Source organism: Kitasatospora sp. NPDC090308 (assembly GCF_044769485.1).
Classification (GTDB): Bacteria; Actinomycetota; Actinomycetes; order Streptomycetales; family Streptomycetaceae; genus Kitasatospora; species Kitasatospora fiedleri.
Genome location: NZ_JBIVXY010000019.1, coordinates 95,847 through 119,097, shown reverse-complemented (window position 1 = coordinate 119,097; position 23,251 = coordinate 95,847). Strand labels below are relative to the sequence as shown.

The window sequence follows — 23,251 nt, the reverse complement described above, 5'->3', positions numbered from 1 at the left end:
GCGACAATTCCCTTCCACTCCACCGTCACCGGCGAGCCGATCGACACCGCCACCCTCGACGCCGCCTACTGGTACCGCAACCTCCGCGAACCCGTGCTGTTCGACCGGACGACCCGTGCGCTGCTCGACCACGGCCGCACCGTCTTCGTCGAGGTCAGCCCGCACCCGGTGCTCACGCCCGCGCTGGCGGAGCACGAGACGGGTGCGGTGACCGGGACGCTGCGCCGTGACCACGGCACCCCGGCCGAGTTCCTGGCCGCCACGGCGCGGCTGTTCGTCGCGGGTGTGCCGGTGCGGTGGCCGCTCCCCGGCGGGGAGCCGGTGGCGCTGCCCACCTACCCCTTCCAGCGGACGCGGTTCTGGCTCGCCGCAGGCGCGGGAGACGTGTCCGCGGCCGGGCTCGACTCGGTGGACCACCCGCTGCTCGGCGCCGCTGTCGAGGTGGGCGGGCAGCGGGTCCTGACGGGCCGCCTCTCCCTGGCCACCCACCCCTGGCTCGCGGACCACTCCGTACGGGGGACGGTGCTGCTGCCCGCGACGGCGTTCGTCGAGCTGGTGGTGCACGCGGCCGGGGCGGCGGTGGAGGAACTGGTCCTGGAGGCGCCGCTGGTGCTGCCCGCGGACGGCGCGGTGGACGTGCAGGTCGTCGTGGGCGAGCCGGACGCGACCGGCCGCTGCACGGTCGACGTCCGGTCCCGTACGGACGGCTGGGTGCGGCACGCCACCGGCACGGTGAGCGGGAAACCCGTGGCCGGGCGGGAGCTGACGCAGTGGCCGCCGACCGGTGCGGAACCGGTCACCGGGCTCTACGACACGCTCGCCGCGGCGGGCTACGAGTACGGTCCGGCCTTCCAGGCCGTGCAGGCGGTGTGGCGCCGCGGCGACGAGGTGTTCGCCGAGGTCACCGTGCCGGACGCGGCCCGGTTCTCCGTCCATCCGGCCCTGCTGGACGCCGCCCTCCACCCGCTGGCGCTGCTGGCCGGAACGGAGGGCGACGTGCGGCTGCCGTTCTCGCTGAGCGGGATCGCGGTCCACCGCACCGGCGTGACCTCCGCGCGCGTACGGCTGACGGCGGCCGGCCCCGGCGCGTACGCCGTCCACCTGGCGGACCGCTCCGGCGAGCCGGTGGCGACCATCGAGGCGCTGACCACCCGTCCGATGGCCGAACGCGGCCCGCTGTACGTCCTCGACTGGATTCCGCTGACCCCCGGCGAAGGCGCGCTCGGCGACGCCGTCGTCTCGCCCGGCTCGGTCGCCGAGGCGCTGACGGCCGTCCAGGACTTCCTGGCCGGGCCCGGCGAGCGGCTCGTGGTGCGCACGCGGGGCGCGGTCGCCGTCGTCCCCGGTGACGGGGTGGGCGATCCGGAAGCCGCGGCCGTGTGGGGCCTGGTCCGGTCCGCGCAGTCCGAGCACCCCGGCCGGTTCGTGCTCGTGGACGCCGACGAGCTGCCCGAGGGCCTGTCGGTCGGCGACGAGGACCAGGTGGCGGTGCGCCGGGGGGCCGTCCACGTGCCCCGGCTCGTGCGCTCCGCACCGGAGGCGTTCGACGGACGGCTGACGCAGGCGGGCACGGGCAGCCTGGACGACCTCGCCTTCCTGCCGTACGAGCAGGCCCCGCCCGGGCCCCGGGAGGTGCGCGTCGCCGTGCGGGCGGCCGGCCTGAACTTCCGGGACGTGCTGATCGCCCTCGGCGTCTACCCGGACCCGGCGCTGCTCGGCAGTGAGGGCGCGGGCGTCGTCACCGAGGTCGGCACCGAGGTCACCGGGCTGCGGCCGGGCGACCGGGTCGCCGGGCTGCTGCCCGGCGCGTTCGGCCGGGTGGCCGTCGCCGACCACAGGGTGCTGGTGCGCATCCCCGACGAGTGGACGTTCGCCCAGGCCGCCACCGTGCCGATCGCCTTCCTGACCGCCTGGTACGGCCTGCGCGACCTGGGCGGGCTGAAGGCCGGTGACCGGGTGCTGATCCACGCCGGCACCGGCGGCGTCGGCACGGCGGCGGTCCAGCTCGCGCGGCTCTGGGGCGCGGACGTCCACGCGACCGCGAGCCCGGACAAGTGGGACGCGCTGCGCGCCCTGGGGCTGGACGAGGACCACATCGCCTCGTCCCGGACCCTGGAGTTCGCCGACCGGTTCGGCCCCTTCGACGTGGTGCTGAACTCGCTGTCCGGCGAGTTCCTGGACGCCTCCCTGCGGCTGCTCGCGCCCGGCGGGCGGTTCGTGGAGATGGGCAAGGCCGACGTCCGGCCCGGCGTGCTGGCCTTCGACCTGGCCGACGCGGGACCGGAGCGGCTCGGGGAGATCCTGGCCGAGGCCGTCCGGCTGCTCGGCGCAGGAGAGCTGCGCCTGCCACCGCTCACCACCTGGGACGTCCGCCGCGCGCGGGACGCCTTCCGGTTTATGAGCCGGGCCGCGCACGTGGGGAAGATCGTCCTGACCGTTCCCGCAGATCTCGACGCGGCCGGTACGGTGCTGGTCACCGGCGGTACGGGGACGCTGGGGAGCCGGGTGGCCCGGCACCTGGTGGCCGAGCGGGGTGTGCGGCACCTGGTGCTGGTGAGCCGCCGTGGTGGCGGGACGGCGTTGCGCGCGGAACTGGCCGGGCTGGGCGCACAGGTGACCGTGGCGGCCTGTGACGTGGCCGACCGGGACGCGCTGGCGGCGGTGCTGGACGCGATCCCGGCCGCGCACCCGCTGACGGCGGTCGTGCACGCGGCCGGTGTGCTCGACGACGCGGTGGTCGAGTCCCTGACGCCCGAGCGTCTCGCCGCAGTCTGGGAGCCCAAGGCCCGGGCCGCCTGGCACCTGCACGAACTCACCCGGGAGCGGGACCTGGCGGCGTTCGTCCTCTTCTCCTCGGCGGCCGGCACGCTCGGCAGCCCCGGACAGGCCAACTACGCCGCGGCCAACGCCTACCTCGACGGCCTGGCCGCCCACCGGCGCGCCCTGGGCCTGCCGGGCGTGTCACTGGCCTGGGGGCAGTGGGCCGAGGACAGCGGGCTGACCGGGAACCTCACCGACACCGACCGTGCACGCCTCGCCCGCGCGGGGCTGCTGCCGATGGCCACCGACTACGGACTCGGGCTGTTCGACGGGGGCCTGGACAGCGCGGAACCGGCAGTGGTCGCGGCCGTGCTCAAGGTGTCCGCGCTGGGCGACCGGCCGGTGCTGCGCGCGCTGGCACGCGCCCGCAAACCGGTGCGGACCACCGGACTGGCGGGCCGGCTGGGATCGCTCCCCGAGGACCGGCAACGCGAGCTCCTGCTCGACCTGGTCCGCACCCACGCCTCGGCCGTGCTGGGCCGCAGCGACGAGATCGGTGCCGACCTGGCCTTCAAGGACCTGGGCTTCGACTCGCTCACCGCGGTGGAACTGCGCAACCGGCTGTCCACGGCGGTCGGGGTGCGGCTGCCCGCGACGATGGTCTTCGACCACCCGACTCCGGCCCGATTGGCCGAACACCTGCGTGCGGTGGTCCTCGGCAAGGAGCGCCGGACGGCCGTGCCCGTCCCGGTCGGGGTCGCGGTGGCGGGTGATCCGGTGGTGGTGGTCGGGTTGGGGGCCCGCTACCCGGGTGGGGTGGGCTCCGCGCAGGAGTTGTGGGATCTGGTCGCGGGCGGGACGGACGCGGTGGGTGGGTTCCCGTCGGACCGTGGGTGGGACGTGGGCCGTCTCTACGATCCCGCCGGTGCTCCGGGGACGTCGTACACGCGGTCGGGCGGTTTCCTCGACGCCGCAGGCGGCTTCGATGCGGGATTCTTCGGTATTTCGCCGCGCGAAGCACTGGCGATGGACCCGCAGCAGCGGGTGCTGTTGGAGACGGTGTGGGAGACGTTCGAGGACGCGGGCATCGATCCGACGTCCTTGCGGGGCAGCCGGACGGGCGTGTTCACCGGCATCTGGGCATCCGGCTACGCGGGCGGAGTGGACCAGATCTCGCGCGACGCGGACGGCTACGTGGCCACCGGCACGGCGACGAGTGTGACCTCCGGACGGGTGTCCTACCTGCTGGGGTTGGAGGGCCCGGCGGTGTCGGTGGACACGGCGTGCTCGTCCTCGCTGGTGGCGATCCACCTGGCGGCGCAGGCGCTGCGCTCGGGCGAGTGCTCGTTGGCCCTGGCCGGCGGTGTCACGATCATGGCGACACCCGCCGCCTTCATCGACTTCTCCCGGCAGCGGGGGCTCGCCGCCGACGGTCGGGTGAAGGCGTTCGCCGAGGCGGCCGACGGCACGGGCTGGGGCGAGGGCGTCGGCCTGGTGCTGCTGGAGCGGTTGTCGGACGCCCGCCGCAACGGACACCGGGTGCTGGCGGTGGTGCGGGGCTCGGCGGTCAACCAGGACGGCGCGTCCAACGGCCTCACCGCGCCCAACGGCCCCTCCCAGGAACGCGTCATCCAGCAGGCTCTCGCCAATGCCGGGTTGCAGCCGTCCGAGGTGGACGCGGTGGAGGCGCACGGCACCGGCACCACGCTCGGCGACCCGATCGAGGCGCAGGCGCTGTTGGCGACGTACGGTCAGGACCGTTCCGAGCCGTTGTGGTTGGGGTCGGTGAAGTCCAACATCGGGCACACGCAGGCCGCTGCCGGTGTGGCGGGTGTGATCAAGATGGTGATGGCGATGCGGCACGGTCAGCTGCCACGGACCCTGCACGTGGACGCACCGACTTCGCACGTCGACTGGTCGGCGGGCCGGGTCGCTCTGCTGACCGAGGCCCGGCCGTGGCCGGAGACGGGGCGTCCCCGCCGGGCGGGCGTCTCGGCGTTCGGCATCAGCGGCACCAACGCGCACGTGATCCTGGAGGCACCGGACCCGGACCCGGCAGAGGAGGCATCGTCCGACTCCCCTGCCACTCCCACGTCCGCGCCCGCAGCCGGCGCGCCGGTGCCGTGGCTGCTGTCGGCCAAGTCCGAGCAGGCGCTCCGGGCCCAGGCCCGCAGGCTACAGGCGTACGCGGCCGAAGCCCCCGACGCGGACGCGGACGCAATCGCCGCCGCGCTCGCCGCGCGGGCCCGCTTCGCCCACCGGGCCGTGGTGACCGGGCCGGAGGCCCTGGCGGCCCTGGTCCGCGGGGAGGCGCATCCCGGGCTGGTGACCGGCGAGGCCCGCGACTCGGGGAAGTCGGCGTTCGTGTTCTCCGGTCAGGGTGGTCAGTGGGCGGGGATGGGTCGGGGGCTGTACGAGGTGTTTCCGGTGTTCGCGCGGGTGTTGGACGAGGTGTGCGGGGTGTTGGGGTTGCCGGTGGAGGTGTTGTTCGAGGACGGGGAGGGGGTGTTGGGGGAGACGCGGTTCACGCAGGCCGGGGTGTTCGCGTTGGAGGTGGCGTTGTTCCGGTTGGTGGAGTGGTTGGGGGTTCGGCCGGACTTCGTGGTGGGGCATTCGGTGGGTGAGGTGGCGGCGGCCCATGTGGCGGGGGTGTTGGGGCTGGAGGACGCGTGTGCCCTGGTGGGGGCGCGGGGCCGGTTGATGCAGGCGTTGCCCGGTGGTGGGGCGATGGTGTCGGTGCAGGCGTCGGTTCAGGAGGTGGTGGGGTCGCTGGTGGCGGGTGTGGAGGTGGCGGCGGTCAACGCGTCGGACGCGGTGGTGGTGTCGGGTGATGAGGCGGCGGTGGCGGTGGTCGCCGGGGTGTGGCGGGGTCGTGGGCGTCGGGTGCGGCGGTTGGAGGTCAGTCACGCGTTCCATTCGGCGCGGATGGAGCCGGTGCTGGGTGAACTCGCTGAGGTCGCTGGGGGGTTGTCGTTCGGTGAGCCGGTGATTCCGGTGGTCTCCACGGTGGCGGGGTGTCCGGTGGAGCTGGGGGAGCCGGGGTACTGGGTGCGTCAGGTGCGGGAGCCGGTGCGGTTCGCGGACGCGAGGGAGTGGCTGACGGGCCAGGGCGTCACGGGGTTCGTGGAGGTGGGTCCGCACCCGTCGCTGGTGGCGAACGGGTTGATGCGGCGTCAGGGGGATTCCGTGGAGCGGCTGTTCGCCGGTCTGGGGCGGTTGTGGGTGGACGGCGCGGTGCACTGGACCCCGCCGGTGGGGAAGTCGGGTGCGCGGCTGCCCTCGTACGCCTTCCAGCACCAGCACTACTGGCTCCGGCCCACCACCGCGTCGGAGGGCCCCGACACGCCCGACCACCCGCTGCTGCGGTCCCTGGTGAAGCTCCCCGACGGGCAGGGCGTGGTACTGACCGGGAAGCTCTCCGGGTCCGCCCACCCGTGGCTCACCGAACACGTCATCGCGGGCTCGCCCCTGCTGCCCGCGATGGCGTTCGTGGACCTGGCCGTCCACGCCGGCGAGCACACGGCCAGCCCCGTCCTGTCCGAACTGGTCCTGGAGGCGCCGCTCGTGCTGTCCGAGCGCGACGGTGTGCACGTGCAGGTCACCGTCGGCGCGCCCGACGACACCGGACGCCGACCCGTCACCGTCCACTCCCGCACCTCCGCCGAGCCCGACGAGTGGACCCGCCACGCGACCGGCGTGCTCAGCCCGTCGGCGGAGCGGGCCGACCGGACGGCCGAGCCCGGCACGGACGCCGGCGAGGCCGTGCCGATCGACATCGGCCCGCTCTACGACCGGCTCGCCGAAGCCGGCTACGACTACGGGCCGACCTTCCGGGGACTCACCGGCGTCCGGCGGCACGGCGAGGACCTGCACGCCGAGGTGAGCTTCCCGGCGGACCCCGGGCAGCTCACCGGCTACCGCGTCCACCCCGCGCTCCTGGACGCCGCCATCCAGCCGCTGACCCTGCTCGCCGGCCCCGCGGCCGAGGACGGCGGCAGTCCGGCGCGGCTGCCCTTCTCGTTCTCCGGCGTGTCGGTCACCGGGTCGGCCGCGACGGTCCGCGTGGTGCTGCACCCGACCGGGCCGGACACCTACGCGGTGCGGATCACCGACCCCGCCGGGACGCCGGTCGTCAGCATCGACGAGATCGTCCTGCGGCCCGTCGAAGCGGCGGGCCACGGGGCCGGGCCCCGGCCGAACACGCTGTTCGCCGTCGACTGGACCCCGATGGCGGCACCGGACGGCCCGGGCACCGAGACGGTCCTCCACGAGGTCGCCGGCGAGGGCGAACCGGCTGAGGCCGCCCACGCGGTGACCCGGGAACTGCTCGGCAGGGTCCGGGAGTTCCTGGCCACCGACACGCCGGCCCGGCTCGTGGTCCTCACCGGCGACGACCTGGCCTCGGCCGCCGCCCGCGGCTTCCTGCGCAGCGCGCACCACGAGAACCCCGGGCGCATCCTGACCGTCCGGCACGACGGCACGGCCGCCTCGCGGCGGGCGGTGCCCGCCGCGGTGCGCGCCGCCGTGGCCGACGGCGAGCCCGAGATCCGGCTGTGCGACGGCACCGCCCTCGTGCCGAGGCTGGTGCGGGCCGCCTCGGCCACTCCGGCCACTCCGGCCACTCCGGCCACCCCGGCCGGGTCTGCCGGGTCTGCCGGGCCCCTGGACGGCGCGCCCCTGGACGGCACCGTGCTGATCACCGGCGGCACCGGCACCCTCGGCGTCCTGGTCGCCCGGCACCTGGTCGCGCGGCACGGCGCCCGGCACGTGGTGCTCGCCGGCCGCCGCGGCGTCGAGCCGCCCGGACTCCGGCAGGAGCTGGGCGCCGCCCTCACCGTGGTCGCCTGCGACGCCGGCGACCGCGCGGCACTGCGGGACCTCGTCGCCTCGATCCCCGACCTGCGGGTCGTCGTGCACGCCGCCGGGGTCGTCGACGACGCCCTGGTGGGAACGATGACACCGGAGCAGGTCGACACGGTGCTGCGCGCGAAGGCCGATGCCGCGTGGCACCTGCACGAGGCCACCGAGCACCTGGACCTGCGGGCGTTCGTGCTGTTCTCCTCGGCGGCCGGGGTGTTCGGCACCCCCGGGCAGGCCAACTACGCCGCCGCGAACGCGTTCCTCGACGCGCTCGCCGAGCACCGGCACGCGCGCGGCCTGCCGGCCACCTCCCTCGCCTGGGGCCAGTGGGCCGAGTCCAGCGGCATCACCGGGAACCTGACCGAGGCGGACCACCGCCGGCTGGCGAGGACCGGCATGCTGCCGCTGGCCACCGAGCAGGCCCTCGGCCTGTTCGACACCGCCCTGGCCGGCGGACGCCCGGCGCTGGTGCCGGTCCGCCTCGACCTCGCGGCGATCGACACCCCGCCCGCGCTGCTGCGCAAACTCGCCCGGCCGCGGCGCGCGCCGGCACCGGCGGCCGGCCCGGACGAGCTGCGGGCCCGGCTCGGAGCCCTGCCCGAGCCCGAGCAGCGCGCCCTGCTGCTCGACCTGGTCGTCAGGCACAGTGCGAGCATCCTCGCGATGGCCCCCGGCGGGATCGACGACCCGCGTCAGCCGTTCCGCGACCACGGCGTCGACTCGCTGACCGCCATCGAGCTGCGCAACCGGCTCAACGCGGCCACCGGGCTCCAGCTCCCGGCGACCCTCGTCTTCGACTTCCCGACGCCCGAACAGCTCGTCCACCACCTCTACGGGCAGCTGTGCTCGCCGGAGAACCGGGTCACCGGGCCGATGGAGCGCCTGCTGCGCAAGGCCCTCGACGTCGGCCGCGCGCAGGACGGCCTCGACCTGCTCGCCACGGCGTCCCGGCTGAGCCCGGCCACCGACGCGCCCAAGGCCGGGGCGGTCGCCCTCGCGACCGGCTTCCTCCAGCCCTCGCTGGTCTGCCTGCCGTCCGCGCTGGCGTCCGGCGGCATCGAGGAGTACGGACGGTTCGCCGCCGCTCTGGAGGCCGCCCGCGACGTCACGGCGGTCACCCTGCCGGGCTTCGCCGGCGACCCGCTGCCCGCGGACGCCGACGTCCTGGTCCGCGCGCTCGCCGATGCCGCGTCGGCGGTCGCCGCGCCGGTGCTGGTCGGCCGTTCGGTGGGCGCGTGGCTGGCGCTGGCGACCGCCGGGGAACTGGAGCGGCGCGGGGCCCGGCCCAGCGCGGTGGTGCTCATCGACGGCTACCCCGACGACCTGCCGGGTGTGCTCACCGGCATGCTCGACGCCGGCCACCAGGTCCAGCCGGTCGACGACGACCGGCTGGTGGCCATGGGCCGCTACCTCGATCTGGCCGGCGCCCCGGAGCCCGTCACCGCGCCGGTGCTGCTGGTGGGCACCGGGAAGCGCCCGTCGCCCCGACTCTCCACCACCGCGCAGGACGTGCTCACCGTCCCGGGCGACCACTTCACCGTCCTGGAGGAGCACTCCGCGGCCACGGCGCTGGCCATCAGCACCTGGCTCCTCGACTTCACCGGATACGGCGCCGGGCTGTCCGAACTCAGGGGAAAGGACCACGCATGATCTGGGACAACGTGTACATCGGCGGAACGGGACGGTACCTGCCGCCCCGCACGCCCGCGACGCAGGCCGTGCCCGACACCGCGACCATGCGACGGCTGCTCGCCCTGTCGGACTTCGTGTCGTTCACCAGCTCCGAGGACGTCACCGAGCACGCGATGGCCGTGCACGCGGCGATCGGCGCCCTGCGCGAGTCCGGCCTCACCGGCGCCGACATCGCCATGGCCGCCTACGCCCAGATGGACCACCAGGACCACATGGCGTCCTCCTGCCACCTGCAACGCGTCCTCGGCCTCGGCCACGCCCTCGTCTACGAGGTCGAGGCGACCAGCAACGGCGGCTCGGCCGCGCTGCAGTCCGCCGCCGCGCACCTGGTGGCCGACCCGGCCGCGACCGCGACCCTGGTCACCGCCACCGCCCGGTTCCTGCCGCCGCGCTGGGAACGCTGGCAGCCCAGCATCGGGATCTTCCTGGCCGACGGTGCGGCCGCGGCCGTGCTCAACCGCGAGTCCGGCCGGGCGCGGCTGGTCGCGACCGCCAACAGCTCCGCGACCCAGATGGAGGTCCTCGCCACCCCGACGATCCCGGACCCCGCGGGCCACCGGAACCGCACGCCGATCGAGGTCACCGGCCTGGCGCCGTACCTGACGCTGATGAGCGGGGCCCTGGTCACCGCGGTCGAGCAGGCCGCCAAGGAGGGCGGCGTCGACATCGCCGACATCACCAGGTTCGTCGTCACCGGTCTGGGCCTGGCCCAACTGGAGGTCGTCGTGCTGGAGCCGCTCGGCATCGACCTGGGCCGCACCACCTGGCCGATGCTGCGCGAGCTCGGCCACGTCGGGCCGTGCGACCAACTGCTCGGCATCGACCACCTGCTGCACGACGAGACACTCAAGCCCGGCGACACCGTCATGTCGATCGGCCTCGGCATGGGGTCGCGGTTCACCGCGGCCCTGCTGGAGGTCACCGAACCGCCCAGGCCCCGCACCACCACCACCTTCACCGAGCCGGTGCGCGCGCAGACCCCGCCCGTCGACGCCTACGTCATCGACCCCTCGGGCGGCGACATCTTCGGCGAGGCCGCCGCCCTGCGCGAGCGCGGCCCGGCCACCCGCGTCCGGCTGCCCGGCGGCGTGTCGGCCTGGGCCGTCACCGGGCACGACCTGGCGAAGAAGCTGCTGCTCGACCCGAGGGTCTCCAAGGACGCGAACAAGCACTGGCCCATGTGGCGCGACGGCGACATCCCGCCGGACTGGCCGCTGATCATGTGGGTCGCGATGCAGAACATGTTCACCGCCTACGGCGCCGACCACACCAGGCTGCGCAGCCTGGTGGCCAAGGCGTTCACCCCGCGCCGCATCGAAGCGATGCGGCCGCGCATCGAGGAGATCACGGCCGGCCTGATCGCCGACCTGGCCGCGGTGCCGCCGGGGCAGCCGGTCGACCTGCGCGCGCGGTTCGCGTTCCCGCTGCCGATCCAGGTCATCACCGAACTGTTCGGGGTGACCGCGGAGACGGGCGCGGACCTGCGGCGGCTGGTGGACGCGGTGTTCAGCCTCGACGCGGACCCGGCGGGGGTGCAGGCCGCCTCCGGCGAGCTGTACATGCTGCTCAAGGAACTCGTGGCCGCCAAACGGCGCGACCCCGGCGACGACATGACCAGCGACCTGATCTCCGCGCAGGAGGCGGACGGCACCCGGCTGTCCGAGCGGGAACTGCTGGACACCCTGCTGCTGACCATCTCCGCCGGCTTCGAGACGACGGTCAACCTGCTCGACCACGCCGTCCACGCGCTGGCCACCCACCCGTCCCAGCTCGCCCTGGTGCGGTCCGGGACCAGCACGTGGGAGGACGTGGTGGACGAGACACTGCGCTGGCAGGCACCGGTGCCGAACCTGCCGCTGCGCTACGCGGTGGAGGACATCGCCGCGGACGGCGTGCGGATCGGCAAGGGCGAGGCGATCCTGCTGTCCTTCGGCGCGGTCGGCCGCGACCCGGCGCAGCACGGGGCCGACGCGGAGGACTTCTCCGTCGCCCGGCCGTCGCGGGCCGACCACCTCACCTTCGGGCACGGCGTGCACTTCTGCCTCGGCAGCCCGCTGGCGAAACTGGAGGCGACGACGGCGCTGTCCGCGCTGTTCTCCCGCTTCCCCCGGCTGCGGCTGGCCGTCCCGTCGTCCGCACTCGAACCGCTGGGGTCCTTCTTCACCAACGGCCACAAGACCCTGCCGGTCATCCTGGAGGAGGGCTGATGGCCCACTTCGCCTTCGTGAGCGCGCCCGCGTCCGGGCACGTGAACCCGACCCTGCCGCTGGTCGAAGAGCTGGTCCGGCGCGGCCACCGGGTCAGCTACGCCACGGGACCGGCCGCCGTGGGCGCCGCCGTCGCCGCCGGGGCGTCGCCGGTGACCCTGCCCTCGCAGCTGCCGCCCGGCATGGCGGCGCGGGGCGAGTTCACGGCGGAACAGCTCGCCGTGACGATGGAGTACTACCTCGACGACGCGCGTGCCTCCTTCCCGGTCCTGGCCGCGCACTTCGCGGCCGACCCGCCGGACGCGGTGTGCTACGACTCGGTGACCTTCACCGGGCGGATGCTGGCGAACCTGCTCCGGGTGCGGGAGGTCTCCCTGGTGCCGACCTTCGCGGAGAACGAGTCCTTCTCGGCGGCGCAGGTGTACCTGCCGGCCGACTTCGACCACACCCACCCCCGGCTGGTGGCCGCGGTCCAGGACATGGGGAAGTTCGCGCAGGGCCACGCCTTCCTGGACGACCCGGACCTGATGTTCGGTCACGTGCCCCCGACGAGCCTGGTGTTCGTCCCCCGCGAGTTCCAGCCGGCGGGGGACACCTTCGACGAGCGCTTCCACTTCGTCGGGCCGTCGCTGAGCAGCCGGCAGGCCGCCGAGGAGTGGAGTCCCCGGTCGCGGGCCCCGGTGCTGCTGATCTCGCTGGGAACCGTCTTCAACGACCGGCCCGAGTTCTACCGGACCTGCATCGAGGCGTTCGGGGACGGCGACTGGCAGGTCGTCATGGCGGTGGGCGGGCTGGACCGGGAGTCGCTGGGCCCGGTCCCGGCCAACGTCGAGGTGCACGCGCACGTGCCGCAGGTGGCGGTGCTGCGGCACGCCGAGGTGTTCCTGAGCCACGCCGGGATGAACTCGGTGATGGAGTCGCTCTACCACGGGGTGCCCCTCGTGGCGGTGCCGCAGATCCCGGAACAGCGGGCGATCGCCCGGCGGGCGGAGGAGATGCGGGTCGGCAGGACGCTCGCCGAGCCGACCGTGCGGGGCCTCCGCGAGGCCGTCCGGGAGGCCGGGTCCTGCCGCCCCCGGGCGGCGGCCCTGCGCCGGATCGTGCGCGGGGCGGGCGGCGCCTCGAAGGGGGCGGACGTCCTGGAGGAGCTGCTGACGCGGTAGCGGCCGGGCTCCTGCCCGGTGCCCGGCGGGCGCGCGGCCGTCCGGCCGCGCGTTCCGCGGGGCGGGACCGCCGGGCGGACGCACCCGGGTCACGGCCTGGGCACGAGGGTGTTCTCATTGGTGCGGCCGGCGGTGTAGTCGTCGACGTTGCGGACGGTGGTGTCGATGATCTGGTGGACGGCGGTGTGGGTGTAGTAGGCCTGGTGGCTGGTGACGAGCACCTGGGGGAAGGTGATGAGGCGGGCGAGGGTGTCGTCGGTGATGCCCTGGAGGGACTGGTCGGTGAAGAAGACGCCGGTCTCCTCCTCGTAGACGTCGAGGCCGACGCCGGAGAGGCGCCCGGTGCGCAGGGCCTCGACCAGGGCGGCGCTGTCGACGAGGCCGCCGCGGCTGGAGTTGACGAGGATGGCGTCATCCTTCATGCGGGCGAGGGCGGCGGTGTCGATCAGGTGGTGGGTGGTGGGGAGGAGGGGGACGTGGAGGCTGATGAGGTCGGCCCGGGAGAGGAGTTCGGGGAGTTCGGTGTAGGTCATGCCGAGTTCGAGGCAGGCGGGGTTCTCGGCGATGTCCCAGCCGAGGAGGTGGGTGCCGAACCCGGCGGCGATGCGGGCGAAGCATTCGCCGATCTTGCCGGTGCCGATGACGCCGACGGTCATGCCGTGGACGTCGCGGCCGAGGAGGCCGTCGAGGCGGAAGTCGAACTCGCGGGAGCGGTTGGCGGCGCGGGTGAGCCGCCGGTTGACGGCGAGCGCGAGGGCCCAGGCGTGTTCGGCGACGGCGTAGGGGCTGTAGTGGGAGACCCGGGCGATGGTGAGGCCGAGTTCGGCGGCGGCGTCGAGGTCGATGTTGTTGAAGCCGGTGGAGCGCTGGGCGATCAACGTGGTGCCGCCCGCGGCGAGGACGGTGAGCACGTCGGCGTCGAGTTCGTCGTTGACGCTGGTGCTGACGGCGGGGTAGCCGGCGGCGAGGGGGGCGGTGTCGCGGTTGAGGAACACGGCCAGGGCGCGCAGGGCGTGGCGGTCCGCGAAGGCCCGTTCCAGGAGCGGTCGTTCGTCTGCTTGGACGCCGTAGGCGAGGATCTCCATGCGGTGAGGCTATCGCCGGGGCAGCGGGCGGGCGGGCCGCGACGCGCCCCCGGCGCACCGTCCGATCATCACAAGATGATGGTCCGACGATCTCGCGGTGGATCATCGGCTGATCATCTTGTGATGACCGGATCATTCCGTTCGGTGGGGCGGGAGTTGACCGGCCGTCAGATGACGGTCTCGGCCTCCCGGTAGCGCTCCGCCGGGACGGTCTTCAGCTCGGCCACCGCCTCGCCCAGCGGCACCAGCTTGATCTCGGTGCCCTGCAGCGCCGTGATGTGGCCGAACGCGCCCTTGTGGGCGGCCTCCACCGCGTGCCAGCCGAAGCGGGTGGCCAGGACGCGGTCGTACGCGGTCGGGGTGCCGCCGCGCTGGGTGTGGCCCAGGATCACCGGACGGGCTTCCTTGCCGAGCCGGTGCTCCAGCTCGCGGGAGAGCTGGGTGGCGATGCCGGTGAACCGCTCGTGGCCGTACATGTCCTTGCTGCCCTCCTCCCACGGCATGGTGCCGGGCTCGGGCTTGGCGCCCTCGGCGCAGACCACGATCGCGAACTTCTTCTGCCGGTCGAAGCGCTCGCGCACCATCTCGGTCAGCTTGTCGATGTGGAACGGGCGCTCCGGGACGACGATGGCGTGCGCACCGGCCGCCATGCCCGCGTTCAGCGCGATCCAGCCGGTGTGCCGGCCCATCACCTCGACCACCATGACGCGCTGGTGCGACTCGGCGGTGGTCTTCAGCCGGTCCAGCGCCTCGGTGGCCACCGAGACGGCGGTGTCGAAGCCGAAGGTGACGTCGGTGCAGGCGATGTCGTTGTCGATGGTCTTCGGCACGCCGATCACCGGCAGGCCCGCGTCGCTCATCAGCTTCGCGGCCTTCAGGGTGCCCTCGCCGCCGATCGGGATCACCGCGTCGATGCCCAGGTCGGCGCAGTGCCGCTTGGCGCGCTCCACGCCGTCGCGCAGGTGGCTGGGCTGGACCCGGGACGAGCCCAGGATCGTGCCGCCCTGGGCGAGGATGCCGCTCACCGAGTCGAGCGTCAGCGGACGGTGCACGCCCTCCAGGAGACCGCGCCAGCCGTCCTCGAAACCGATGATCTCGTCGCCGTGGTCGACCACCCCCCGGTGGACCACGGAACGGATGACGGCGTTCAGGCCGGGGCAGTCACCGCCGCTGGTCAGGACACCAATACGCATTGCTTTGCCAACTCCCGAGCAGGATCGGACGGCCGGACTGGTGGGTGGGAATCGGACATCTCGTCCGAAACTGACCTGCTGCACAGCATACGGTTCCTGCGTCCGGCCGGGCCGAAACCGACGCGGGAGCGGCTTCCTCGACGCACCACACGTAACTGCGACCCGACCGCCGAGGAGGGTGTTGCGTCCGGGCTCTCCTATTCTCCTATGAAGTTGTCCCACGGGGGGACGGCTGACCACATGGCGGTCAGCCGTCCACCACCGTGACCTCGGCTTACGCGCGGATGAACGCGCGGCCGAGCCGGGCGGGGCCGCTCACGCCGGGCGGGCCGCGGCGATCCGCTCGGTGCGCAGCGCGTCGTACCAGGTGGTGTCGGCCGGCGGCAGCGCGTTCACGTCCAGCGCCAGCTTGATCAGCATGTCGGCGACGGCGGGGTTGCGGGCCATCACCGGGCCGTGCAGGTAGGTGCCGAACACGGTGTCGCGCCAGGCGCCCTCGGTGCCGTCGCCGGTGCCGTTGCCCCGGCCGACCTGGACGGTGGCCAGCGGGCTGACGCCCTCGCCGAGGTGGGTGATGCCCTGGTGGTTCTCGAAGCCGGTCAGCTGCGGCAGGTTCAGCTGCGGGTCGACGTCCGCCAGCACGTCGCCCACGCAGCGGGCGCCCTCGCCGCGCGCGGTCCACACGTCCAGCAGGCCCAGGCCCGCCTCGCGCTCGCCGAGGTCGTTGACGAACTCGTGGCCCAGGATCTGGAAGCCCGCGCAGACCGAGAAGATGATCGCGCCGTTCTCGGCCGCCCGGACCAGCCCGCCGTCGTTGCGCAGCCGCTCCGCCGCCAGCCGCTGCGGCCGGTCCTCGCCGCCGCCGATCAGGTAGATGTCGCCGCTGGTCGGCACCGACTGGTCGGAGCGCACGTCGATCCGCTGCACCCCGAGGCCGCGCTGGCGCGCCCGCCGCTCCACCACCAGCGCGTTGCCGCGGTCGCCGTACGTCGACAGCAGGTCCGGGTACACCCAGACCACCCGCAGGCTGCTCTCGCTCATCCTCGAAGACCTCCCGAACTGCTGCTGGGACGCGGGCCGCTGCGGCGCGCCCCCGCCGTACTGCTGCTGCGGCGCCTGCTGCTCGTACTGCTGCGGCGGCTGCTGCTGTCCGTACTGCTGCTGGTGCTGCTGGTGTTGCTGCGGCTGCGGCTGACCGTACTGCTGGTCGTACTGCTGCTGCTGTCCGCCGTACTGCTGCTCGCCGTACTGCTGTCCGGAGTAGGGCTGCGGCTGACCGTAGCCCCCCTGGTCGCCGAACTGCGGCTGCTGCCCGTAGTACTGGTCGCTCATCAGGCCACCACGGCCTTGCGCAGCTGCTGGAAGGCGGTGTAGTTGGCGATGGCCTCGATCCGGCCGGCCGGGGCGGCCTCCACCGCCTGGGCGAGCGAGTCGACCACCTGGAACTGGAGGTTGGCGACCTCCAGGCGGACCGCCAGGTCGAGCTTGCGCTGGCCCATCACGAAGATCGGGTGGCCGGACAGCCGCTCGTAGTCGACGTCCCACAGCCAGGAGGTGTCGGTGCCGTCGGCGTCCAGCGCGTTCACCGACAGGACCACCGGGGTGGGCGGGCCGTCGATCAGCGAGAAGGTCTCCAGCCAGCCGGCCGGGTTCTTCGCCAGCAGCAGCCGGATGTCCCGGCCGCGGAACTGCACCACGTCGTAGCGGCCGGCCACCGCGGCCACCGCCTGCATCCGCTCCAGCGCGACCTGCGGGGCCACCCCGAAGACCGCCGCGACGGCGGCCGAGCTGGTGGCGTTCGCCAGGTTGGCGCGGCCCGGCAGCTGGAGCTGGATCGGCCAGGCGCCGCGGTGCGGGTCGATCACGTGGGTGCCCTGGAGCGCCCAGTGCGGGTTCGGGCGGCGGAAGCCGCACTCGCCGCAGAACCAGTCGTCGCCCGGGCGCTGCATCACGCCGCCGCAGGACGGGCACGACCAGGCGTCCTCCTTCCACGCCTGCCCGGCGGCCACCCAGACCACCTTCTTGCAGGACGAGGCGGCCCAGGTCACCAGCGGGTCGTCCGCGTTGGCGATGATCACCGCGTCGGTGTCCTTGAGGCCCTCGCGCCACTTCTCGGCCATCATCCGGGTCTCGGCGGCGCGGTCCAGCTGGTCGCGGGAGAGGTTCAGCAGCGCTATGGCCTTCGGCCGGGTGTCCCGGGCGACCATCGGCAGGTACTTCTCGTCCACCTCGATCACGCCGAAGCGGGCGCTGGTGCCGCCGGCCAGCGCGCCGGTGATGCCGGCCGGCATGTTCGCGCCCAGCGCGTTGGAGACCACCGGGCCGGCCGCCCGCAGCGCCTCGGCGATCAGCCGGGTGGTGGTGGTCTTGCCGTTGGTGGCGCTGACCAGGACCACGTCCAGGTGCTCGGTGAGGGTCGCCAGCAGGTCCGGGTCGAGCTTGAGCGCGACCTTGCCGCCGATCACCGAGCCGCTGCCGCGGCCCGCCTTCTGGGAGAGCGCTGCGGCCATCTTGCCGGCCGTCACGGCGATCTTCGCGCGGGCGGGCAGCGAGGCGTCGCGCGGGGCTTCCGAATCGGTGCCTGGCATGCTCAGGGGTTCCTCCTTGCTGCGGCACCGCCCGGGGCGTTCGACGATCCGCGGGCGGCGGGGACGGGCTCAGCCTACCGACTCCCGCCCGCACACTTGAGCAGGGGCGACAACCAGCGGCGCGAGCTCAGCCCTTCGGCAGCAGCGTGGCCCGCCGCCGGGGGCCCGGGGGAGAACGGCGGGGCCCGCCGCCGGGGCTCCTGGCGACGGGCCCCGGGCGGAGCCTCAGCGGGCGGGCCAGGGAGCGGGGAGCTTCTCGGTGGCCTCGGCGAGGTGGGCGGTGATGACGAGGGTGCCGTCCTCGACCTGGTAGTCGAGCGGGGCGGAGAGCCGGCGCATGGTGGAGATCAGGCCGGTGTTGGCGGAGGTGGTGACGGCGTAGACGGTGCGCACGCCCGCCTCCAGGGCGAGGGCGGCCATCCGGCGCACCAGGTCGACGCCCAGGCCGCGGCGCTGCCAGGCGTCCTCGACCAGCAGGGCGATCTCGGCGCCCTCGTCGTCCCACATCAGGTGGGCGAGGGCGACCAGGCGGCCGTCCGAGGTCTCGACGGCGAGGGTCTGGCCGTGGCGCGGGTCCAGCAGGTGGTCGAGGTAGCGGTCGGCGTCCCGGACCGGGCCGTGGTAGCGGCGGCGCAGCGACTCCGCGGAGCAGCGGGCGTGCATGGCCAGCGCGGCGGCCTTGTCCCCGGGGGAGGCCCGGCGGACGGTGAGCTCGGCGCCGTCGAGCCCGCCGATCCGGGCGGCGACCGCGGGGACGCGCGGGCCGAGGACGGTGTCCAGTTCGACCAGGGCCCGGGCGCGGGCGAACTCGGTGGGCGTGAAGGGCAGGTGCGGGCGGGAGAGTTCGAGCAGGTCGCCGCCGGGCAGCGGCAGGCGCATCAGGTGTCCTTCCAGGCCGGCCGGGGTGTCGTCGCCGCGGCCGGGGTACTGCCGGATGGTGGCGCGTCCGAACAGCTGGCGCAGGGCGACCGGGAGTTCGGCGGCGTCCAGGGCGGTGCGGGTGGCCAGGGCGAGGACCTGGCGGGGGACGTCCACGAGTTCGTGGGCGTCGGCCTGGTCGGTCCAGATGTCCCAGCCGCCGGCGGCGGCGACGGCCGCGGCCAGCTCGGTGCGGGGCAGCTCGGCCGGGGTGCGCAGGATGAACTCGTCCACGGTGCAGTCGGGCAGCGGGTGGGCCTGCATGGAGACGATGTTGACCCGCAGCGCGGCCAGCGCCGTGCACACCCGGGCCAGGCTGCCGGGGGCGTCGGAGACGCTGGTGCGCAGCCGCCACAGCGCGGTCGGCTCCTCCGGCGCGTTCACCGCCCCGCCGCCCGGCGGTGCGGACGCCCCGGGCGGCCCGTGCGGGTGCCGGTGGGCGAGCCAGCCGCGGAACAGCGCGGTGGCGAGCATGGCCGCGGCGGAGGCGCCCAGCAGCACCGGTCCGTCGTGGCCGTGCACGACGACGTTGGCGACCAGGTCGGCGGCGGCGACGGCGGCGAAGACCGCCGCCAGCTCGACCGTCTCCCGGCGCCAGCGGTGCCCCCGCTTGCGCCGCCGCTCCTGCTTGTCCTCGATGCCGGTGCCGTGGGTGTACGCCATGGTGTCCATGCCTGCATGGTGGCGCTCCGCTGTTTCACGATCACGAATCCCCCGTGACCTGACGGTAAATGTCTCCGCGGGCCCGGTCGGATCGGCGCTGATCCGCGCCCGCGATCAGTTGGACGTACGGCACCGGTCCAGGAGTTCCGCCCCGGCGGACTTCACCTCGTCCAGCAGCAGCCGCAGGTCCGCCTCGGTGGTGGAGGCGTTCAGCAGGCAGGCCCGGAGCATCTCCCGCCCCTGGTGCACGGCGCCGGTGACGAAGACCCGGCCGCGCTGCTGGACGGCCACCGGGAGCAGCGAGTTGAGCTTCTGCACGCCCTCCTCGTCCAGCCCGGCGGGGCGGTGGCGGAAGGCCACGATCGAGGTCTCCACCGGGGCGACGAGCTCCAGCTCCGGGTCCGCGTCGATCCACCCGCCCAGCTGCCTGGCCTGCGCGGTGCAGTGCGCGATGTCCCGGGCGACGCCGGAGCGGCCGCGGTGGGCGATGGACGCCCAGACCTTCAGCGAGCGGAACGGGCGGGTCTGCTCGGTGCCGTACTCGGAGAACCAGCCGAGGTCGCCGGCCGCGTCGTCGCGCAGGTAGGACGGGACGAGGCTGAAGGTGCCGCGCAGCTCCTCGGCGTCGCGCACCAGCGCGCAGCCGCAGTCGACCGGGACGCCCAGCCACTTGTGCGGGTCCAGGGCCAGCGAGTCGGCCCGCTCCATGCCCGCGTAGCGGTGCGCGATGGCCTGGTCCAGCACGCCGAACGCCCCGTACGCGCCGTCCACGTGGAACCACAGGCCCTCGCGCTCGGCCAGGTCGGCGATCGGGGTGAGCGGGTCGACCGCGCCGGTGCCGACGGTGCCCGCGGAGGCCACCACCAGGAAGGGCAGCCGGCCGGCGGCGCGGTCCTCGGCGATCGCGGCCTCCAGGGCGTCCAGGCGGAGGTGGCCCTCGGCGTCGGAGGCGACGGTGCGCAGGTGCCTGGAGCCCAGGCCCAGCAGCTCGGCGGCCTTGCGCACGCAGCTGTGCGCCTCGCCGGTGACGTAGCCGACCAGCGGGGGCAGGCCCGCCAGGCCGTCCTCGCGGACGTCCCAGCCGGCCTTGCGGGCGGCCCGGCCGCGGGCGGCGGCCAGGCAGACGATGGTGGCCATCGAGGTGCCGGAGGTCAGGACGCCGCCGCCGGGCGGGTGCGGGAAGCCGACCAGCTCGGCGATCCAGCGCACCACCGCGCGCTCCAGGTGCACGTCGGCGTGGTCGCCGCCGGCCGAGCTGGGGTTCATCGCGCTCGCGGCCAGCGTGGCGAGCACGCCCGCGGGCTGCGGGGCGGAGTTCACCCAGCCGAAGAAGCGCGGGTTCCCGTTGCCCATCGGGTGCGGCATGATCCGCCGCTCGACGACCTCCAGCAGCACCGCCAGCGGCGCGCCCTCCTCGGGCAGCGGGAGGTCGAGCAGCGCGGTGCGCTCCGCCGGGTCCATCGGCTGCCACACCGGACGGTCCGGCAGCGCGTCGAGGTAGTCGGCCACCAGGTCTGCGGCCGCCCGTGCGGCCCCGCGGAAGTCGTCGTTCACAGCACAGATCGTAGGCGCGCCCGCCCCCGTGACCTGCGGCGGGTCCGCCGGGGCCCGGCGGGCGCCGCGGCGGCGGTCCTCCGCGACCGGGCCGACCGTACCTCCGCGACCGGGCCGGGGGGGGCGACGGCGGTGGTGATCCGCGCCGACAACCCGGCCGGAAGCCCGTGCCCGCGCGCGAATCGGGGGTACAACCCTCTCGTGGCACCGGGCAGCGACCGGGCGGTGCCGGACCGGCATCGGGCCGGTCGGAGTCCGGCCGCCCGGTCCGACCAGGTCGCCGAGCGCGTACCGGCGAGTACCAGCGAGGAGGAACAGGTGGCACAGCAGCAGAGCACCGAGTCGGCAAGGCACTACCTGGACGAGAGCAAGAAGATGATCGAGAAGACCACGGACCCGGGGCAGCGCGCGATCGCCCTCGGCCTGGCCGCCCTGACCCACGCGGTCCTGGAGACCGGCTTCGACCTCGCCGCCCGGCCCCCCGCGGCCGACGCGCCGGCCGAGGACGCCTGAGACCCCGCCGCCGCCGGGCGGCCGCCCGCACCGGAGGGCTCCACCGCCGGCCCGGCGGGTTCGCGCGGTCAGTCGGTGCTCTCGGTCTCGGAGCCCCACAGGCCCACAATCCCGTCGAGTTCGGCCAGCTCCGCCAGCAGGCGGTACACGTCGCCGGTGCCCTCGACGGACAGGTGCACCTTGGTGCCGCCGGCGTCGGGTCCGGCGTCCTCGCCGCCGTCCTGCGGCACCCGCTCGACCCGGACGCCGAGCACGCGGAAGCCCTGTGCCGTGCAGTGTTCCAGGGCGCGGCGCAGGGCTCCGCGCCCCGGCAGGTAGAGCAGGCGCAGGTCGGTCGCCGCGGGGGTGGAGATGGCCGGGATGCGGCGGGTGATCAGGGGGTAGCCGCGCACGATGAGCAGGTAGGCGCCGGTCACGGCCAGGGCCAGCACCCACAGCCCGCCACCGCACGCCATCCCGACGGCCGCGGTCAGCCAGACCGTCGCGGCCGTGGTCAGTCCGCGGACGATGTCCCGCCGTACGAAGATCAGCCCGCCTCCGATGAAGCCGAGGCCCGAGACGATCTGCGCCGCCACCCGCGACGGGTCCAGGGAGACGTGCGACAGGCCGAGCACGTTGTTGAAGCCGTGCTGGGAGACCTCCATGAACAGCGCCGCTCCGAGCCCGACCAGCGCGTGGGTGCGCAGACCGGCGCTCTTCTGCTGGAACGCCCGCTCCAGGCCGATCAGCGTCGACAGCACCAGGGCCAGGCCGAGTTCGGTGAGCTGCCGGAGTCCCTGGCCGCTGCCCGGGTTCCACGGCGGTGACGCACTCAGGTGCACGAGCCCCTCCATCGGCTGACGCTCCGTTCGACGGTCCGGTCCGATCCGGCCCGGCCCGGTGCGGGCCGCGCCGGTACCAGCCTGGCACGGCCGTCCGGGGCGGAGGGGCGCAGACGGTTCACCCCGCCGGGGTGAAGGTTGCCTGACGCGGCCCTAGGCACGGCGTCCGATCGACACGTGCCAGGCCAGCGGGAGGTGCCGGACGCCCGCCGCGTCGGCGTGCTCGGCGCTGAGCTGCTGCCAGCCGGCGTCGAGGCGGTCCTTGAACTCGGGGGGCTGGACGGCGAACGCCCAGTAGGCGGTGCCCGCCAGCGAGCGCAGCTGCTCCCAGTACTCGGCGGGGGTGGCGGCGGGGACGTCCCGGTCGAAGGAGCGGCGGTCGGCCAGTGGCAGCCCGGCGGCGGCGAGTTCGGCGGTGACCAGGTCGGCGGTGAGTTCGAACGGGGCCATCGCTTCGTCGGGCAGTTCGAAGCCGCTGATCGCCGCGCCGAGCACCGCGCCGCTCAGGGTGAGCACCGGGCAGGACTCCGGTTCGCCCCAGGACTGCAGGAAGATCCGGCCGCCGGGGCGCAGCACCCGCCGGCACTCGGCCAGGGCGGCGCCCAGATCGGGCAGCACCCAGGCGGTCTTGAGCATGGTGACGGCGTCGAACCGCCCGTCCTCGTACGGCAGTTCGAGGGCGGAGCCGACGGTGTAGGCCAGCCGGTCGCGGACGTCCGGCGCGGCGTGGGTACGGGCGTTCTCGGTGGCGAGCCGGACGGCGGTGTCGGAGTAGTCGAGGCCGTCGACCCGGGCGCCGGGGAGGGCGGTGGCCAGGGCGGTGGCGAGGGCGCCGTTGCCGGAGCCGATGTCGAGGACGGCGCGGGGGGCGGTCTCGGCGACGGTGGCGACCAGGGAGGCGGCGAGGTCGGCGCCGACGTCGCAGGAGCCGTGGCCGCGGGCCTCGGCCACCCGGTTCCAGTGCTGCTGGGAGAAGTAGTCCAACTGGACGTCCATGGGGTCCCTCGTCCTCTCCGGGGCGCGCCCGCCCGGGCGGCGGTGCGTCGGCGGGCCGGCGGTGGTGTTGCCACATCATGGGCCACCGCGGCGCCCCGCGGGCGGCGTTCGCGGGATTCCGCCGTACGCCCCGGACCGGCCGGAGCGTACGGTTCCGCACGGGTGGGACGGACGGGGCTCCCGGGGTCGGCCGGTGGCCGCTTTTCGGCCGTGTTCGGGGCGTGGACAAAAGTGACGC

General features: G+C 74.5%; 12 protein-coding genes. 4 read left to right on the top strand and 8 right to left on the bottom strand.

What is annotated here, in order from left to right:
• Positions 1 to 6 precede the first annotated feature (6 nt).
• Genes ACIQVD_RS30875 through ACIQVD_RS30865 form a run of 3 tightly spaced genes read left to right on the top strand, consistent with a single transcriptional unit; the run spans position 7 to position 12,682 of the window.
• Positions 7 to 9,270, top strand: coding sequence for an SDR family NAD(P)-dependent oxidoreductase (locus tag ACIQVD_RS30875; RefSeq protein ID WP_402292399.1), 9,264 nt, complete (start codon positions 7 to 9; stop codon positions 9,268 to 9,270).
• Positions 9,267 to 11,519, top strand: a complete 2,253-nt coding sequence (locus ACIQVD_RS30870; RefSeq protein WP_402292398.1) for a cytochrome P450 — start codon at positions 9,267 to 9,269, stop codon at positions 11,517 to 11,519. The genes ACIQVD_RS30875 and ACIQVD_RS30870 overlap by 4 nt, the downstream gene beginning before the upstream one ends.
• The gene (locus ACIQVD_RS30865) at positions 11,519 to 12,682 is read left to right on the top strand and encodes a macrolide family glycosyltransferase (protein WP_402292397.1); all 1,164 of its coding nucleotides are present in this window, start codon (positions 11,519 to 11,521) and stop codon (positions 12,680 to 12,682) included. The genes ACIQVD_RS30870 and ACIQVD_RS30865 overlap by 1 nt, the downstream gene beginning before the upstream one ends.
• A gap of 89 nt (positions 12,683 to 12,771) precedes the next feature.
• Here the strand turns inward: ACIQVD_RS30865 and ACIQVD_RS30860 are convergent, their stop codons facing one another.
• From ACIQVD_RS30860 to ACIQVD_RS30835, 6 genes are all read right to left on the bottom strand, one after another.
• Positions 12,772 to 13,767, bottom strand: a complete 996-nt coding sequence (locus ACIQVD_RS30860) for a 2-hydroxyacid dehydrogenase (RefSeq protein ID WP_400685611.1) — start codon at positions 13,765 to 13,767, stop codon at positions 12,772 to 12,774.
• A gap of 167 nt (positions 13,768 to 13,934) precedes the next feature.
• Positions 13,935 to 14,960, bottom strand: coding sequence for a 6-phosphofructokinase (locus ACIQVD_RS30855; protein ID WP_100834944.1), 1,026 nt, complete (start codon positions 14,958 to 14,960; stop codon positions 13,935 to 13,937).
• A gap of 315 nt (positions 14,961 to 15,275) precedes the next feature.
• On the bottom strand, positions 15,276 to 16,001 hold the full coding sequence (locus ACIQVD_RS30850) for a type 1 glutamine amidotransferase (protein WP_111552525.1): 726 nt from the start codon (positions 15,999 to 16,001) through the stop codon (positions 15,276 to 15,278).
• 290 nt (positions 16,002 to 16,291) lie between these two features.
• Positions 16,292 to 17,548, bottom strand: a complete 1,257-nt coding sequence (locus ACIQVD_RS30845) for a MurT ligase domain-containing protein (RefSeq protein WP_400685608.1) — start codon at positions 17,546 to 17,548, stop codon at positions 16,292 to 16,294.
• A gap of 225 nt (positions 17,549 to 17,773) precedes the next feature.
• Positions 17,774 to 19,138, bottom strand: coding sequence for a GNAT family N-acetyltransferase (locus ACIQVD_RS30840; RefSeq protein WP_400685605.1), 1,365 nt, complete (start codon positions 19,136 to 19,138; stop codon positions 17,774 to 17,776).
• A 105-nt stretch (positions 19,139 to 19,243) separates the two neighbouring features.
• Entirely contained in the window at positions 19,244 to 20,683 is a 1,440-nt protein-coding gene (locus ACIQVD_RS30835; protein WP_402292396.1) for a pyridoxal phosphate-dependent decarboxylase family protein, read from the bottom strand.
• Between the two features lie 318 nt (positions 20,684 to 21,001).
• Here ACIQVD_RS30835 and ACIQVD_RS30830 point away from each other — a divergent pair, with 318 nt between their 5' ends.
• A complete protein-coding gene (locus ACIQVD_RS30830) occupies positions 21,002 to 21,196 on the top strand; it encodes a hypothetical protein (protein WP_400685599.1) in 195 nt (64 codons plus the stop codon).
• Between the two features lie 68 nt (positions 21,197 to 21,264).
• On the opposite strand, the gene ACIQVD_RS30825 is transcribed toward ACIQVD_RS30830, so the two are convergent.
• On the bottom strand, positions 21,265 to 22,017 hold the full coding sequence (locus ACIQVD_RS30825) for an MgtC/SapB family protein (protein WP_400685596.1): 753 nt from the start codon (positions 22,015 to 22,017) through the stop codon (positions 21,265 to 21,267).
• A 153-nt stretch (positions 22,018 to 22,170) separates the two neighbouring features.
• The gene (locus ACIQVD_RS30820; RefSeq protein WP_402292395.1) at positions 22,171 to 23,013 is read right to left on the bottom strand and encodes a class I SAM-dependent methyltransferase; all 843 of its coding nucleotides are present in this window, start codon (positions 23,011 to 23,013) and stop codon (positions 22,171 to 22,173) included.
• Between the last annotated feature and the right edge of the window lie 238 nt (positions 23,014 to 23,251).

Bases quoted from the DNA above. Each gene is read 5' to 3' on its own strand.
- ACIQVD_RS30870 (WP_402292398.1), top strand. From the start codon at position 9,267: ATGATCTGGGACAACGTGTACATCGGCGGAACGGGACGGTACCTGCCG.
- ACIQVD_RS30865 (WP_402292397.1), top strand. From the start codon at position 11,519: ATGGCCCACTTCGCCTTCGTGAGCGCGCCCGCGTCCGGGCACGTGAAC.
- ACIQVD_RS30860 (WP_400685611.1), bottom strand. From the start codon at position 13,767: ATGGAGATCCTCGCCTACGGCGTCCAAGCAGACGAACGACCGCTCCTG.
- ACIQVD_RS30855 (WP_100834944.1), bottom strand. From the start codon at position 14,960: ATGCGTATTGGTGTCCTGACCAGCGGCGGTGACTGCCCCGGCCTGAAC.
- ACIQVD_RS30850 (WP_111552525.1), bottom strand. From the start codon at position 16,001: ATGAGCGAGAGCAGCCTGCGGGTGGTCTGGGTGTACCCGGACCTGCTG.
- ACIQVD_RS30845 (WP_400685608.1), bottom strand. From the start codon at position 17,548: ATGCCAGGCACCGATTCGGAAGCCCCGCGCGACGCCTCGCTGCCCGCC.
- ACIQVD_RS30840 (WP_400685605.1), bottom strand. From the start codon at position 19,138: ATGGACACCATGGCGTACACCCACGGCACCGGCATCGAGGACAAGCAG.
- ACIQVD_RS30820 (WP_402292395.1), bottom strand. From the start codon at position 23,013: ATGGACGTCCAGTTGGACTACTTCTCCCAGCAGCACTGGAACCGGGTG.